Source organism: Rhizobium sp. 01N447_2 (genome assembly GCF_056399245.1).
This window is the reverse complement of sequence record NZ_JBFTQY010000039.1, coordinates 1-13,879: the sequence shown is the minus strand read 5'-3', so window position 1 is coordinate 13,879 and position 13,879 is coordinate 1. Positions and strand designations below refer to the sequence as shown.

Sequence of the window (13,879 nt, the reverse complement as noted above, 5' to 3'; positions counted from 1 at the left end):
ATGTGATTCCCGGTCTGGCGTGCGATATGGACGAATTTTGGGTATTTGGCTACGGTTCGCTGATGTGGAATCCGGGCTTCGAGTTTATGGAGCGGTCAGAGGCTCTGGTCTACGGCTACAGGCGTTCGCTTTGTGTCCGCTCCTTTGTCCATCGTGGCACACGCGACAATCCGGGCCTGGTTCTCGGCCTCGACAGGGGTGGCGCCTGCCGCGGCATGGCTTTCCGCATTTCGCCTGAAAAATGGAAAGAGGTGATCGATTATCTCCGCGCCCGCGAACTGGTCACCAATGTGTATCTGGAGCGCCGGGTGCGGCTGCAGCTTGCCGGCCGGCGCCGGGTGGAAGCGGTCGCCTACATCATCGACCGCGAGCATGAACAATATGCCGGCGCGCTCGATGCGCTTGCGGCGGCACGGGTGGTGAACGACGCAAAAGGCCAGTCAGGTCCGAATGATGCCTATGTCTTCAACACGCTGACGCATCTGAAGCAGATGGGCATTCGCGACCATTGGCTGGAGCAGGTCGTCAACGAAGTGGAGCGGCTACGCGCCGCCTGATCTCAGGCAGTTGCCGCGTTCAGCTTGCGCAGCTCGACCAGTCTTTCGACCGCCGTCGGCGGCAGCGGCAGATGCGGATTTCGTTCGACGGTTTCGAGCAGAAGCTCGTCGCTTGCCCGCTCCGATACCTCGATCAGATGGGCGAAAAAGGCGTCCGGATCCATTCCCGGCATGATTGGCGGCAGGATTCTCACTTTGAAATGACCGGGATAACGACGAATGCTCCGCCGCGGCCAGAACAGACCGGGATGCATGGCGACCGGTACGACGGGGAGGTTAAGGTCGCGGTACATGCGGGCGATGCCGTATTTATAGACCGGTTCCGCACCCGGCGGGCGGCGGGTGCCCTCGGGATAGATGATGAGCTGGCGGCCGGTCGAAAGCTCCTCCTTCGTGCGTTTCAGCACTTCCACCATCACCTTGCCGCGGGCGCCGCGATCGACCGGGATCATGCGCTGCTTCTTCGCATACCAGCCGAAGAGCGGAATCCACATCAGTTCGCGCTTCAGGATGTAGACCGGATCCTCCAACCAGGGCAGCAGCGCGTAGGTATCCCAGAAAGACTGATGCTTCGGCGCCAGGATGTAACTGCCATCAGGCAGGTTCTCCAGGCCCTCGATCTCGAAGGTAGTGCCGACGATCACTCGCATCAGCCAGTGGTTGGAGCGCGCCCAGTTCTTCGGGATCGCATAGGCGATCTTGCGCGGCACGACGAAATAGTAGGGCGAGAGCACGATCATCCGGATGATCAGGTTGGCATAGAAGATCGTGTTGAAGAGAACGGAACGCAGGGCGATCATGAAACTTTCCCGAGGCATGCTCACGCGACCGGCCTACACGATATTGCCCGTCATAAAAAGCGTTTGATGCTGCCTTGATGTAAAAGCCTGGAGCAATTCCAGCAAAAGTGCGCAGCGGTTTTGCGTCCGGAATTGCGCAAAACAAGAAGATAGAGCGTCCGTAGCGCGTCCTATCCGACGTGCGGCTTTATTGCTGGCCGGACGCATTTGCCGAGCGCAGCCCGGTGTGGCGGCCGAAGCCGGTGATGTTGCGGGCGCCGGCCAGCAGCACTTTCGCATATTCGGCAAGCATGACGCGCATCGCATTCGGGTCGGTGAACCAGTTGCTGCTCTTCAAATCCGAATTGACCACGGGATAAGCGATGAACTCGATGTCGGGATCGACATAGGAGAGTTCGGCGAGGCTTCGGGGCATGTGGTAATTGTTGGTGACGATCAGAACGCTCCGGTATCCCTTGGCGTGGATCCAGTTCGAAGCTTCCTCGGCATTGCCGATCGTGTCGATCGCATCGTAGCCGATATCGACACAGCAGGAGAACAGATCGGCCGAACCCTGCGTCATTTTGCGGATCTGTGCCGGCGTCGTCGTCGGGTGGACGCCGGAAATGAGCAAACGTTTGCCAGCACCCTTCTGCAACAGCTCCACGGCCTGGTCGATGCGCTGGTAGCCACCCGTCAGGACCACGATCGCATCTGCCTTCGGCTCGGCTGGCGGTCTGAGTGTCGTCACCGAATCGGCAAAACGCAGAAAACCGCCGAACACCAGGGCGATTACCAGCAGGCAGCCAAAGCCGCCCCAGCGCAGCAGGCGGCGGATCGGCCCGCGCCGCGGCGGCAGACCCACCGGGCGATCAAGCTCCGGGTCCTGATGAAGCGGGTTGGGTGTCGTATCTCCCATGGTCATGAATCGTGATTATACGCTGATTGCGGCGCAGAACAGACGCTTTCATGGCAAAACGGCACGGTCACGATCAACTTCCGATGCCGTCGGTGCGCGTCGGGTCCGAGCGTAGTGTATCGATTTCGTAGATCGTCCGCATGACGGTCAGCCGCGCGGTGAAGGTGGTGAGGAGCGCGATGATGATCATCGTCGCGAAGATGCCGGCATAACCAAGCACGCCGACGGAGAAGGTGCCGAAGAGCGCGGTCGCCTGATCGGTTTCCGGGGTGGCGAGGGTGCGGCTTTGCCAGAAACCGGCGGTGGCGAAGAAGAGAGCGGCAAGCGCGCTGCCGATCGCCGAGCCCTTGAGGCTGATCTTCAGGAAATGCTTCTGGAATTCGCTGGCGACGAAGGAGCTTTCGGCGCCGACGAAATGCAGCACTTCGACGACGTGACGGTTGCCCGACAGCGCGCCGCGCGTGGCGAAGACGACGGTGAGCACCATCGCCGTGAAAACCAGGAGCAGGATGCCGGTGCCGATCATGACAGTCGTGTGCGCCATGGACACCAGCCGGTCGACCCAGGTGCGGTGATCGTCGAGGCTGGCCTGCGGGATACTGTCCTTCAGCAGCGCCCGCATCGAATCGAAATCCGGCGGATTGCTTTCGTCGATGGTGATGATGACGAGGCGGGGAACAGGCAGATCCTTGAGATCGAGACCGGGGCCGAGCCAAGGTTCGAGCAGGCGAGCGGTTGCCGCTTCGTCGACGATCTGGCCGCTCTTGGTGCCGACGAAGGTCAGCGCCAGGTCGCGCGCCTGGGTCAGCGCTTTTTCCATGTCGAGATTGTCGTCCGGCTTGATCTGAATGGTGATCTCGCGGGAGATCTGGCTCTCCCAGCTTGCCGCCGTCGAGCGCACCATGCTGACGCCGCCGAGCGTCAGGCAGGCGAGAAAGGCCATGATTGATATCACCACCATCAACGCACTGCCCTGGATGTTGGAAGGCGGCAGGATCGGCGCGGTCGGACGCACGCGCAATTCCGGCCGCTTCTGCTGGATCTTGGCAGCCGCCTTCTCGGGGTTTCTGGACGGGGGCTCAGTCATAAATATCGAGATGCCCCTCTGAGAGGATCATGCGGCGGGCTTCCACCTGTTCCATCAGCGCCAGGTCATGCGTGGCGATCACGACCGCCGTGCCGAGGCGGTTCAGCTCGAGGAAAAGATTGAGCAGGCGTTTGGCCATCGGCGGGTCGACATTGCCCGTGGGTTCGTCGGCCAGCAGCACTTCCGGCCGGTCCATCAGCGCCCGGGCGATTGCGGCGCGCTGCTTCTCGCCGCCGGAGAGCACAGGCGGCAGCACGTTGATGCGTTCGCCAAGGCCGACCCATTTCAACAGTTCCAGGACGTCGGTCTTGTAGGAGCTCTCATCCTTGCCGCGCACCCGTAAGGGCAAAGCGACATTCTCATAGGTGGTGAGATGGTCGAGCAGGCGGAAATCCTGGAAGACGATGCCGACGCGGCGGCGCAGAAGCGGCAGTTCGGGGCGGGGGATTTCGGAAATGTCGCGCCCGAACATGCGGATCAGGCCGCGTGTCGGCTGCAGCGACATGAAAAGCATCCGCAGCAGCGACGTCTTGCCGGCGCCCGATGGGCCTGTCAGAAACTGAAAGGATTTCTTCGGGATGTCGAAGGTCAGGTCCCGGAGGATTTCCGGGCCCATGCCATAGCGCAAACCGACATTCTCAAAGTGGATCAACGGGCAGCTCAGTCTGTTGTGGGTTTCACCGCACGACTTGTTAACCAACACCGTTAACAGCCGGTAAATTTTGCTGGAAAGACGCCCGTTTGATGGCGATCTTTGCGAAGCATTAACCATTAAAATTTACGACTGAGCAGGATTCGTTTCAATGCCAGATTTCTCCTGGCAACGAAACCATGTGGACATCTGCGAGGCAGCCACCATGGAAGCATCCTCCTTCAGTCGCCGGACGCCGGGCCAGGCCTATGATTTCCTGCCGCCGGAGCCCGCCAACCGTCTGTACCGCTCGGCGCGCCCTGCCGATATCTCCGACGCTGAATTCGTTACCCTCGGCAAAGTGCGGCCCAGGGAATTCAGCGCAAGGACCCATAACGACAACCGCAAGCGCATAGCTGCCGCACGGGCTGCACAGCCGCCGCTCATGCCAGCGATGGCCGCTTCCGTTCTGCGGACAGCGGAATCCTGGCTGCAGCGCGCGTCGATGCGGAGCTTCGCAGCGCTGGTGCTGGCGCTCGTCGTGCTCGTCTTCGGGCTCGCGGGTGGTTTTTCCGGCCTTTCCGGCGAGCGCGCCACTTCCGGAGCGCCGCTGCATTTCACCCACGTCACGGTGACGCCGCGTGATGCAAACGGCATGCGCGTGCTCGTTATCAACGGCATCATCGAAAACGAGAGCGGCACGACGCAGACGGTGCATCCGATCCGTGCCGATCTCGTGACCGACGAGCGGCTGACTGCAAGCATCGTCATCGACCCGCCGGCCGATGTCATCTATGGCGGCCAAAGCCGGGGCTTCTCGGCTCGCGTACAGCATGCCGGCGGAAAGATGCCGGAGGTCCGGCTTTCCTTCCTGCCATAGACGTAACAGGACATGGAATGGTCGACTTTCCCGCCACAGGTCGCGCCAATCCCGTTAATTTCATGGTCGGCGAGGCTGTTTCAGGCTCGCATATGTGCTAACGGCTTACCCTTCTTTTCATGGAGCAAGCCCTTATGCCTGTCGTGCGCGGAAAAAACATCGAGCCGCTTTTCACCGCCGAGCAGATCGCCGAGCGCAATCATTCGATGGCGCGGGAGATTGCCAGTGGCCCGACCAAGGACCTGCTGGTCATCGCCGTGCTCAAGGGCTCCTTCATTTTCGCCGCCGACCTGATCCGCGCCCTGCATGATAGCGGGCTTGCCCCGGAGGTCGAGTTCATCACTCTGTCGAGCTACGGCATCGGCACGGTTTCGCAGGGCGTACGCATCGTCAAGGATATCGACAGCGACGTGCATGGCCGCGACGTCCTGCTGATTGACGATATCCTCGAATCCGGCCGAACGCTGCTCTTTGCCAAGGAACTGCTCTTCGAGCGTGGCGCGCGCAACGTCACGATCGCCGTGCTGCTCGACAAGCGCGTCAAGCGTAAGGAAAAGCTGGAGGCTGATTATGTCGGCTTCGAATGCCCCGACTATTTTGTCGTCGGCTACGGCATGGATGTCGCCTATGCCTTTCGCGAACTGCCCTTCGTCGGCGTGGTCACCGGGGACGCCTGAGCCGCTGCAAAGTGTTACAGCGCTTTTGCGCGACATGCCTTAGCCGTTCGAGACGGGTTGTTAACCATCTCGTCCATCGCTTCACCATCTTTACCGATCGAAAAGGAAAGTCTGGTGATTTCCGTCGCGGGGCTGACGACGGAGCGATGCACATATGGCAAGAATTCTGATTACGGAAGACGAGGACTCCCTGCGGTCCTTCGTAGCCCGGGCCCTGCGGCTCGATGGCCACGAGACCGATGAGGCCGCCGATGGGGCTGAGGGGCTGGAGAAGCTCAAGGACGGGGTCTACGATCTGCTGCTTTCAGACATCCGCATGCCCGTGATGGACGGCATTGAACTCGCCCATCAGGCAAAAGACGCTTTTCCTGGCTTGAAAATCCTGCTGATGACCGGCTATGCCGAACAACGCGAACGGGCCGACGATCTTGCCGAGAAGATTATCGACGTCGTCGCCAAGCCATTCGCGCTTCCCGATATCCGCAAGGCGGTCGCCCGGGCGCTTGTCGCTTAGAGCCTGGATGCCGAAAAGTATCAGCGCTTCTCGGTCGACATCCCGCTCTATTTCTCTGATTTAGATCAGGTTCAGATTCTAGGCCGCTCCGGTCTAGAATCATCCTTTCCAGTGCGCGTCCTATCATTGCGCGGAGGCGTAAGGCCTACTGGATGTCCAACAACCGTTCGAGATACCGCCGTTCCATTTCCTGCGGCGGATTGTTGCCAAGCTTTTCGCGAATCGCGTCGAGGATTTCTCGTGCCCGCTGAACGTCGATTTCGTCAGGCACCTTCACGCTGTTGTCGCCGAAATCCGGCCCCTGGGGCCGGCGCGGCCGGCCGAGCGGGTCGCGGCCGTTCTGGTCGCCTTGGCCTACCTGGCCATTCGGACCTTGACCCTGCTGGCCCTGCTGCGCCTGCATCATCTGGTTCATCATGTCGCGGGCGCCCTGGCGAAGCGCTTCCAACGCGCGGCCCTGACCCTCGACGGCCGGTTGGCCGCGGCCCTGGCCGAGTTCACGGCCGGCGCCTTCCATTTCGCGCTGCGCCTGCCCAAAGCCCGGGCCGGGTTTCATTCCCATCTCGCCGAGGCTCTTCTGCAATTCGCCGAGCTGCTTGCCCAGCGCATCCTGCTGGGCGCGCAGCTGTTTCAGCGCCTCACGCAGCTGCTCGGCCGTCATCTGGTCGGAGGGCTGCTGTCCATCCTTGCCTTGCTGGCCCTGTTGCTGATCCTGCGGCTCGCCGTTCTCTCCGGGGTTCATCTCGTCGAGCAGTGGATCGTTCTCGCCCATGTCGGGCTCGCCGCGCTGCATGCGGTCCCTGAGCTGCTGGTCGAGCCGGAAGGTCTGCTCCATCAGCTTTTGCTGGTCGCGCAGGATCTCGCCGAGCTTGTCGATCTGCTTGCGGGCCTCGCTGTTTTCCTGGCTCTGCTGGCTGCGCTGCGGGCGGCCGGCCTGCAGGTTGTTCATCATCCGCTGCAATTCCGACAGCATCTGCTGGGCCGCGTCACGATTGCCGGAGCGGGCGAGATTTTCGATCTGATCCATCATCCGTTCCAGATCCTGCTGGCGCAGAATGTTCTGCGCGTTCTGGTTCGGCTGCATTGGCGCGTTCTGCATGCGTTGGGCGAGCTCGGTCATATAGTCCTGCATCGCCTTGCGCAGCTCGTCCATCAGCTTCTTGATCTCTGCGTCCGGGGCGTTGCGGTCCAACGCGTCGGCGAGGTTCTGCTGGGCCTCGCGCAGCTTGCGCTCGGCCAGCGAAAGATCGCCGTCCTCCATGCCGAGGGCAATCTCCCACAGATATTGGGCCGTATCCTTCAGCGCATCCTCGCCCCTTGCAAGCTTCATACGCGTCAAGGCGGATTCCAAGAGCAGGTAGTTGGTGAGCTTCGGGATGGTCTCCTCGGGGCGGATGGTCAGCGCCTCGTTCAGGGCGATGGCCTGCGGCATCTTGCGCGTATCGAGCGCGAAAACCTGCCGTTCCTCGGCGACGGCTGCGGCGAGCGGTTCGTTGAAGGGGCGTGACGGTAGCGTCATCTCATGCGGCGGGCTGCGGCCGGTCTGGCCGGCGGCATCCTTGGCGACGAGCGTGATGCGCACACGTTTGCCGGCAAGCGGATGTTCGGTCAGGTTGCGGCTGGTTACAGCCTTGGCGTCGCGGGCGTTGCGGCGGGGAATATCCAGCCGATATTCCGGCAGTGGATAGAGCGGCGTTGCCGTCGGATCGGTTTCGACGGGAACAATCTCCGCATGCGCCTCCTGGACCCCGTAATCGTCCTTGACGGTGAAGGCGATTTCAAGCGCGCCGTTGACGCTGGGCTTCGGCAAGCCGTCGAAGGCAATCTCTGGCGCCTTGTCGGGGAGTACGTCGAAGCTCCAGCGGCGGCCGTTGACCTCGAGTGCACCGTTCTCCTGGAGCTTCATCATATGCGTCTGCGCGATGAGAGCCTGGCTGGTCGGTGCCGCCGTCTGCTGCTCGCTGCCTGATGCCGCCGTCTGCTGCGGCTTGGTATCTGCCTGCACGGCGATATCCTGCGCCTCGCCGTTCGCCTTGCGGAACACGACCTTTTCGGCCGTCTTTCCGCCGCTGACGCGCACGGTGAGGCTTGAAAACTGCGGAATGCCGATCGGCGCCTGCTCGCTGCCGTCAGCCGTCAGATAAACCGGGGCGCGACCGGTATAAGAAGGCGGCGTCACCCAGGCGTCGATGCGCACTGCCGGATCGCTGACCACCTGCTCGGGCGCCGCCTGCAATGCGTCGCGGATCGAGCCGCCGTTGATCGACAGCGAATAACCGAAGGCCGTGACGAGCAGCAGCGCCGGGACGGCGCGCAGGGCGAAACGATCATGCGCGGCGATATCAGGCCGCGGCAGTCCCGCATCGAGCGCTGCGATCTTTTCAGCCATGCGCATCTGGTGCTCGCGCCAGAGCGCCCGGCCGAAGGGCGTATCGAAGGCCGGCTCGTCTTCCTGGACGGTGACCGGCTGGTGCGGCAGGCCGTTGCGCTCTTCCAGCATGCGGTCGGCTTCGGCGATCCTCGGCCAACGCAGGGTGCGGAAGGGGAGGAGCGAGACGAGAAAAGCGGCAGCAAAGGCGATGAGCAGCAGGATGCGCAGCCAGTCAGGCACGCTGCGGAAGAGGCCGAACCAGGAGGCGGAGAGATAAAAGGCGATGACGGACAGTACCGGCATCAAAGGCGGCAGCAACTGCTCGAAAAAGAGCACGATGCGCGCCAGCAGGCGTTTCGTCGTCACCAGCCGGGCAAGCGAGGGACGGAAGGCAAATGCACCCTTCTTCTGCCTCGAGGGGCTTGTCATCGGTCCGGTCTCCGCGATCTGGCGTTCTGGAACAGAGGGCGCTTCCGGCGATTGCGGGGCAATACGCTCATGAACGAAAGGATAACACTCTTTGTGGCGAAGGCGAGGGCGAGCGGCCGGTAATACCGGCTTTTCACGTTTATTCGCCAAAAAGTGATGGCTTGTTCAGTCGAGCCAGGCCGGAACGGAATCGAGGCTGATCAGCTCGGCATAGGTTCTGCGCGGTCGAATCGTATGGAAATCGCTGCCCCTGACCAGAACTTCGGGCACCAGCAGGCGGCTGTTATAAGTGCCGGCCTGGACCGCGCCATAGGCGCCGGCAGTGCTGACGGCCATCAGGTCGCCGGGCTTCGGCATCGCCATCTCGCGGTCGAGCGCCAGATAGTCGCCGGTCTCGCAGACGGGGCCAACGACATCGGCGCGGATGCGCGGCGCGTTGGCCGCCGAAATCGTTACCGGGCGAATCTCGTGATAGGCCTCGTAGAGCGTCGGACGGATGAGATCGTTCATCGCGCCGTCGACGATGACGAAGGTCTTTTCGCCGCCATCCTTCACATAGAGGACTTCTGTCACCAGGATGCCGGCATTGCCGACGATCAGGCGGCCGGGTTCGGTGATGATCTTGCAGTCCAGGCCGCGCAGCTGGTTCTTGACGATTGCCGCATAGGCGTCTGGCAGCGGCGGCGGATTGTTGTCGTCCTTGTAGGGAATGCCGAGGCCTCCGCCGATATCGACGTGATGGATGGTGTGGCCGTCGGCGCGGAGCGTCGCGACAAGGTCATGCAACAGCTTGAAGGCGTCGTCGAAGGGCTGCAGTTCGGTGATCTGGCTGCCGATATGCATGTCGATGCCGGTGACCTCGATGCCGGGTAACTTTGCGGCATGGGCATAGATGGCGCGGGCGCGCTCCCATGAGATGCCGAATTTGTTTTCCTTCTTGCCGGTCGAGATCTTGGAATGCGTCTTTGCATCGACATCCGGGTTGATGCGGAAGGAGACCGGCGCTTTTTTGCCCGCGCTCACAGCGCGCTGGTTGAGGATTTCGAGCTCAGGCTCGGATTCGACGTTGAAGCAGTAGATGCCGGCCTCAAGGGCGAAATCCATCTCGGACGGCGTCTTGCCGACACCTGAGAACATGATGCGGTTTGCCGGAATGTCGGCAGCAAGCGCGCGGCGCAGTTCGCCTTCAGAGACCACGTCGATGCCGGCGCCGAGGCGACCCAGCGTCTTCAGCACTGCCTGGTTCGAATTCGCCTTCATCGCATAGCAGACCATGGAGTCCATGTCGGCGAAGGCTTCCGAAAAGACGCGGTAATGGCGCTCCAGCGTTGCAGTGGAATAGACGTAGAAAGGTGTGCCGACCGCCTTGGCGATCTCGGGAACGGGGACGTTCTCGGCATGAAGGACGCCGTCTCGGTACTCGAAATGGTTCACGGGCTTGTGCCTTAAAGAAGGGGATCGAGAAGGAAGGGCTTGTCGACGGTTCCCGGCTGTTTCGTCGGCTTGGAAACGTCGCCTTCCTTGGTTGCCGCAGCGCTCGGCGGATCGAGGTCGCCCTTGCGCCCGCATCCGGCAACGGCAAAGCCGATGACGGCGAGAACCGCCGTCAGGCGGACGAGGTGCGGCAAGCTCTTCATGGATATCCTCTTCTGCGGCATGTGACGGCATCATTCATATCGAATGACGGACATCTTCATAGCGAAGTTTATCCGCCTTGTGCACCCTGATTGTTGGACGGTCTTTCCGCCAGCAGGAAGGGCGCGGGCGGCTTTTCGCCACGCCTGGTATCTCTTAGTTGCGGGCGCGCCAGAAGGCGATCTGCTTGCGCACTTCGGACGGCGCTGTGCCGCCGAAGCTCTTGCGGCTGGCGACCGAGGCCTCGACGGTCAGCACATCATAGACCTTGTCGGTGATGTCGGGATGGATCGCCTGTAGATCGGAGAGCGGCAGCTCGGCAAGGTCGCAGCCCTTGCTTTCGGCCAGTGCGACCGCGCGGCCGGTGACGTGATGGGCGTCGCGGAAGGGGAGGCCGGCTTCGCGCACCAGCCAGTCGGCAAGATCGGTCGCGGTCGAATAGCCGGAGCCGGCCGCCGCCTTCATGCGCGCGGTGTTGACAGTCATGTCGCGCACCATGCCGGTCATGGCAGCAATTGCCAGTTCCAGGCTCTCGGCTGCGTCGAAGACCTGTTCCTTGTCTTCCTGCATGTCCTTGGAATAGGCAAGCGGCAGGCCCTTCATGATCGTCAGCAGCGCCACCAGCGAGCCGTTGATGCGGCCGGTCTTGGCGCGCACCAGTTCGGCGGCATCCGGGTTCTTCTTCTGCGGCATGATCGACGAGCCGGTCGAGAAGGCGTCGGAGAGACGCACAAAACCGAATTGCGGGGTCGACCAGATGACGATTTCTTCTGCCAGACGCGACAGGTGCATGCCCGCAATCGCTGCGATCGACAGAAATTCGATGGCGAAATCGCGGTCGGAGACCGTATCGATGGAGTTGCGGGTCGGCTCGCGGAAACCGAGCGCCTTGGCCGTCATATGGCGGTCGATCGGGTAGCCGGTGCCGGCAAGGGCGGCGGCGCCGATCGGGCTTTCATCCAGATGCTCGATGGCGTGGCGCACACGCGAGCGATCGCGGCCGAACATTTCGACATAGGCCATGCAGTGATGGCCGAAGGTAACGGGCTGGGCAGTCTGCAGGTGGGTGAAGCCCGGCATGACGCTTTCGGCATGTTCCTCGGCGCGGTCGAGGAAGGCCGCGATCAGGCGGGTCAACATCTGCTCGGTCTTCTGCAGCTCTTCCTTCACCCAGAGACGGAAGTCGAGCGCCACCTGATCGTTGCGCGACCGGGCGGTGTGAAGACGGCCGGCGGCCGGTCCGATCAGCGTCGCCAGGCGTGCCTCGACATTCATATGGATGTCTTCGAGCTGGCGCGAGAATTCGAAATTGCCGCTTTCGATTTCTGACAGGATCGTGTTTAGCCCGTGAACGATCTTGTCCTTATCTTCGGCGGAAATGATCCCCTGATGGGCAAGCATCGTCGCATGGGCGATCGAACCGCGGATATCCTGCGCGAATAGCTTCTTGTCGAAACCGATCGAGGCATTTATCTCCTCCATGATCGCGTCCGGGCCGGAGGCGAAGCGACCGCCCCACATCTGGTTGGAGGATTTGGTGTCCGTGGTGTCGTCGGCCATGAAGGTGTCCGCCTTGAGGATGCATGTCCAGGAGAATGAAATGACGACAAGAAAACCCCTCGGGCTGCCATCCCTGAAATGGATTGCGATGGCCGCCGTTGCGGGTGTCGTTGCCGGTGCGGCAGCGGTATACGTGAAGGAGACGGGGATTGGCAATGGCGGCGGCGAAACGGCTTCTGGCGAATGCAAGCTTGCCAAGGATCGCGTCGCCAGCGTCACACCGCTGATGAAGGGGCAGGTGGCCGCCATGGTCGCCGCCTACGAGCCGCGCAAGCTGACCGCAGTCTCCTTCAACGGGCCGGACGGCAAACCGCTGACGCTCGATCATTTCGCCGGCAAGACCGTGCTTCTCAATCTCTGGGCGACATGGTGCGTTCCCTGCCGCGAGGAGATGCCGGCGCTGAACGCGCTCGAGAAGGAGATGGGCAGCGACAGGTTCCAGGTGGTGCCGGTCAATATCGATACCGGCGACGACGAGAAGCCGAAGACGTTCCTCACCGAGATCGGCGTCGATGCGCTGCAGCTCTACCGCGACAATACGATTTCGGTGTTCAACAATCTGAAGAAAGAGGGCCTCGCCATGGGGCTGCCGGTGACGCTGTTGATCGACGACAAGGGCTGCCTGATTTCAGCGATGAACGGCCCGGCTGCCTGGGACAGCGAGGATGCCAAGGCGCTGATCAAGGGTGCGATCGGGTCGTAGAGCCGCGACCGGTTACTCTCTTGTGCTAAGGACGGTGCTTCGAGCAGCAGCGTTTAACGCGTCGGGACCGGCACTTCGCCGCGATAGTCATAGAAACCGCGGCCGGACTTGCGTCCGAGCCAGCCGGCTTCGACATATTTCACCAGCAGCGGGCAGGGGCGATATTTCGAGTCCGCCAGGCCGTCATGCAGCACCTGCATGATCGAGAGGCAGGTGTCGAGGCCGATGAAATCGGCAAGCTGCAGCGGCCCCATTGGATGGTTGGCGCCGAGCTTCATCGCCGTATCGATGGCGTCGACCGTACCGACGCCTTCATAGAGCGTGTAGATCGCTTCGTTGATCATCGGCAGCAGGATGCGGTTGACGATGAAGGCCGGGAAATCCTCGGCGACGGTGATGGTCTTTTCCAGCGTGCCGACGAATTCCTTGGCGGCGGAGAAGGTCTTCTCGTCGGTCGCGATGCCGCGCACCAATTCGACCAGCTTCATCACCGGCACCGGGTTCATGAAATGTATGCCCATGAAGCGTTCGGGGCGGTCGGTGGCGGCAGCAAGCCGGGTGATGGAAAGGGAAGAGGTATTGGTGGCAAGCAGCGCTTCCGGCTTCAGGACCGGACAGACCTGCGCGTAAATCTTCCGCTTGACTGTTTCATCCTCGGTGGCGGCCTCGATGACGAGATCAGACGGGGCGAGATCATTGACATCGGAAGAGCCAGTGATGAGCGACAAGGTCGACTTGCGTTCCTCTTCGGTCATCTTGCCGTTCGTCACCAGGCGGGCCAGGTTGCCATTGATGGTGGCAAGGCCGGATTCGATGCGGTCCTGGGAGAGATCGTAGATGTGAACCCTGTAACCTGCGGCGGCCGAAACATGCGCGATGCCGCAGCCCATCTGGCCGGCACCGATAATACCAATATTCTTCAACACCGCATTCATCTCCAAACCCCCGCACGGCATTCGCCCCCGCGCCGCCGCATTTTTCTAGCAATACTGCCGGACGAAGGATCGCCCGGCAGCAGTAGTAGCCCGATAAAAGATAATTTTCCAGTCATTCGCAAGTGCGAAAGAAAAGCATTTGACGCGGTCAGAGCGCCTTTTCCAATTCCGGCAGGGCCTCGAAGAGATCGGCGACCAATCC

General features: G+C 61.6%; 14 protein-coding genes. 5 read left to right on the top strand and 9 right to left on the bottom strand.

The window, feature by feature from the left end; translation table 11 throughout:
• Window positions 1-26 precede the first annotated feature (26 nt).
• Window positions 27-557, top strand: a complete 531-nt coding sequence (locus AC1ECN_RS23410) for a gamma-glutamylcyclotransferase (protein WP_075225921.1) — start codon at window positions 27-29, stop codon at window positions 555-557.
• Window positions 558-559: 2 nt separating this feature from the next.
• On the opposite strand, the gene AC1ECN_RS23405 is transcribed toward AC1ECN_RS23410, so the two are convergent.
• The 4 genes from AC1ECN_RS23405 to ftsE all read right to left on the bottom strand — a co-directional run bounded on the left by AC1ECN_RS23405 (window position 560) and on the right by ftsE (window position 3,994).
• On the bottom strand, window positions 560-1,357 hold the full coding sequence (locus AC1ECN_RS23405; protein ID WP_075225922.1) for a lysophospholipid acyltransferase family protein: 798 nt from the start codon (window positions 1,355-1,357) through the stop codon (window positions 560-562).
• Between the two features lie 187 nt (window positions 1,358-1,544).
• Window positions 1,545-2,255: a YdcF family protein gene (locus AC1ECN_RS23400; RefSeq protein WP_130673170.1), complete on the bottom strand. Its 711-nt coding sequence runs from the start codon at window positions 2,253-2,255 to the stop codon at window positions 1,545-1,547.
• A gap of 73 nt (window positions 2,256-2,328) precedes the next feature.
• The gene (locus AC1ECN_RS23395; protein ID WP_075225923.1) at window positions 2,329-3,342 is read right to left on the bottom strand and encodes a cell division protein FtsX; all 1,014 of its coding nucleotides are present in this window, start codon (window positions 3,340-3,342) and stop codon (window positions 2,329-2,331) included.
• A complete protein-coding gene (gene ftsE, locus AC1ECN_RS23390; protein WP_003543317.1) occupies window positions 3,335-3,994 on the bottom strand; it encodes a cell division ATP-binding protein FtsE in 660 nt (219 codons plus the stop codon). Before ftsE ends, AC1ECN_RS23395 begins: the two co-directional genes overlap by 8 nt.
• Before the next feature lie 205 nt (window positions 3,995-4,199).
• Between ftsE and AC1ECN_RS23385 the strand changes: the two genes are divergently transcribed.
• The 3 genes from AC1ECN_RS23385 (at window position 4,200) to AC1ECN_RS23375 (ending at window position 6,044) form a co-directional block, all read left to right on the top strand.
• Window positions 4,200-4,853, top strand: coding sequence for a hypothetical protein (locus AC1ECN_RS23385; protein WP_130673564.1), 654 nt, complete (start codon window positions 4,200-4,202; stop codon window positions 4,851-4,853).
• A gap of 134 nt (window positions 4,854-4,987) precedes the next feature.
• Window positions 4,988-5,530 (top strand): hypoxanthine phosphoribosyltransferase, encoded by a 543-nt coding sequence (hpt, locus tag AC1ECN_RS23380; RefSeq protein WP_003543314.1) that lies wholly within the window; start codon window positions 4,988-4,990, stop codon window positions 5,528-5,530.
• A gap of 154 nt (window positions 5,531-5,684) precedes the next feature.
• On the top strand, window positions 5,685-6,044 hold the full coding sequence (locus tag AC1ECN_RS23375; protein ID WP_003543311.1) for a response regulator: 360 nt from the start codon (window positions 5,685-5,687) through the stop codon (window positions 6,042-6,044).
• Between the two features lie 145 nt (window positions 6,045-6,189).
• On the opposite strand, the gene AC1ECN_RS23370 is transcribed toward AC1ECN_RS23375, so the two are convergent.
• From AC1ECN_RS23370 to argH, 4 genes are all read right to left on the bottom strand, one after another.
• Entirely contained in the window at window positions 6,190-8,844 is a 2,655-nt protein-coding gene (locus tag AC1ECN_RS23370) for a TIGR02302 family protein (RefSeq protein WP_130673169.1), read from the bottom strand.
• Window positions 8,845-9,009: 165 nt separating this feature from the next.
• Complete coding sequence (gene lysA / locus AC1ECN_RS23365; protein WP_018069243.1) at window positions 9,010-10,278, bottom strand: diaminopimelate decarboxylase; 1,269 nt, start codon at window positions 10,276-10,278, stop codon at window positions 9,010-9,012.
• An 11-nt stretch (window positions 10,279-10,289) separates the two neighbouring features.
• A complete protein-coding gene (gene lptM, locus AC1ECN_RS23360) occupies window positions 10,290-10,502 on the bottom strand; it encodes an LPS translocon maturation chaperone LptM (protein ID WP_018069242.1) in 213 nt (70 codons plus the stop codon).
• A 133-nt stretch (window positions 10,503-10,635) separates the two neighbouring features.
• Complete coding sequence (argH, locus tag AC1ECN_RS23355; RefSeq protein WP_018069241.1) at window positions 10,636-12,039, bottom strand: argininosuccinate lyase; 1,404 nt, start codon at window positions 12,037-12,039, stop codon at window positions 10,636-10,638.
• 40 nt (window positions 12,040-12,079) lie between these two features.
• Between argH and tlpA the strand changes: the two genes are divergently transcribed.
• A complete protein-coding gene (tlpA, locus tag AC1ECN_RS23350; RefSeq protein ID WP_024323352.1) occupies window positions 12,080-12,742 on the top strand; it encodes a thiol:disulfide interchange protein TlpA in 663 nt (220 codons plus the stop codon).
• Window positions 12,743-12,795: 53 nt separating this feature from the next.
• On the opposite strand, the gene AC1ECN_RS23345 is transcribed toward tlpA, so the two are convergent.
• Window positions 12,796-13,677 carry a 3-hydroxybutyryl-CoA dehydrogenase gene (locus AC1ECN_RS23345; RefSeq protein WP_018069239.1) on the bottom strand — a complete coding sequence of 294 codons (882 nt, stop codon included), beginning with the start codon at window positions 13,675-13,677 and terminating at the stop codon, window positions 12,796-12,798.
• Between the last annotated feature and the right edge of the window lie 202 nt (window positions 13,678-13,879).

Bases quoted from the DNA above. Each gene is read 5' to 3' on its own strand.
- AC1ECN_RS23410 (WP_075225921.1), top strand. From the start codon at position 27: ATGGACGAATTTTGGGTATTTGGCTACGGTTCGCTGATGTGGAATCCG.
- AC1ECN_RS23405 (WP_075225922.1), bottom strand. From the start codon at position 1,357: ATGATCGCCCTGCGTTCCGTTCTCTTCAACACGATCTTCTATGCCAAC.
- AC1ECN_RS23400 (WP_130673170.1), bottom strand. From the start codon at position 2,255: ATGGGAGATACGACACCCAACCCGCTTCATCAGGACCCGGAGCTTGAT.
- AC1ECN_RS23395 (WP_075225923.1), bottom strand. From the start codon at position 3,342: ATGACTGAGCCCCCGTCCAGAAACCCCGAGAAGGCGGCTGCCAAGATC.
- AC1ECN_RS23385 (WP_130673564.1), top strand. From the start codon at position 4,200: ATGGAAGCATCCTCCTTCAGTCGCCGGACGCCGGGCCAGGCCTATGAT.
- hpt (WP_003543314.1), top strand. From the start codon at position 4,988: ATGCCTGTCGTGCGCGGAAAAAACATCGAGCCGCTTTTCACCGCCGAG.
- AC1ECN_RS23375 (WP_003543311.1), top strand. From the start codon at position 5,685: ATGGCAAGAATTCTGATTACGGAAGACGAGGACTCCCTGCGGTCCTTC.
- AC1ECN_RS23370 (WP_130673169.1), bottom strand. From the start codon at position 8,844: ATGACAAGCCCCTCGAGGCAGAAGAAGGGTGCATTTGCCTTCCGTCCC.
- lptM (WP_018069242.1), bottom strand. From the start codon at position 10,502: ATGCCGCAGAAGAGGATATCCATGAAGAGCTTGCCGCACCTCGTCCGC.
- argH (WP_018069241.1), bottom strand. From the start codon at position 12,039: ATGGCCGACGACACCACGGACACCAAATCCTCCAACCAGATGTGGGGC.
- tlpA (WP_024323352.1), top strand. From the start codon at position 12,080: ATGACGACAAGAAAACCCCTCGGGCTGCCATCCCTGAAATGGATTGCG.
- AC1ECN_RS23345 (WP_018069239.1), bottom strand. From the start codon at position 13,677: ATGAATGCGGTGTTGAAGAATATTGGTATTATCGGTGCCGGCCAGATG.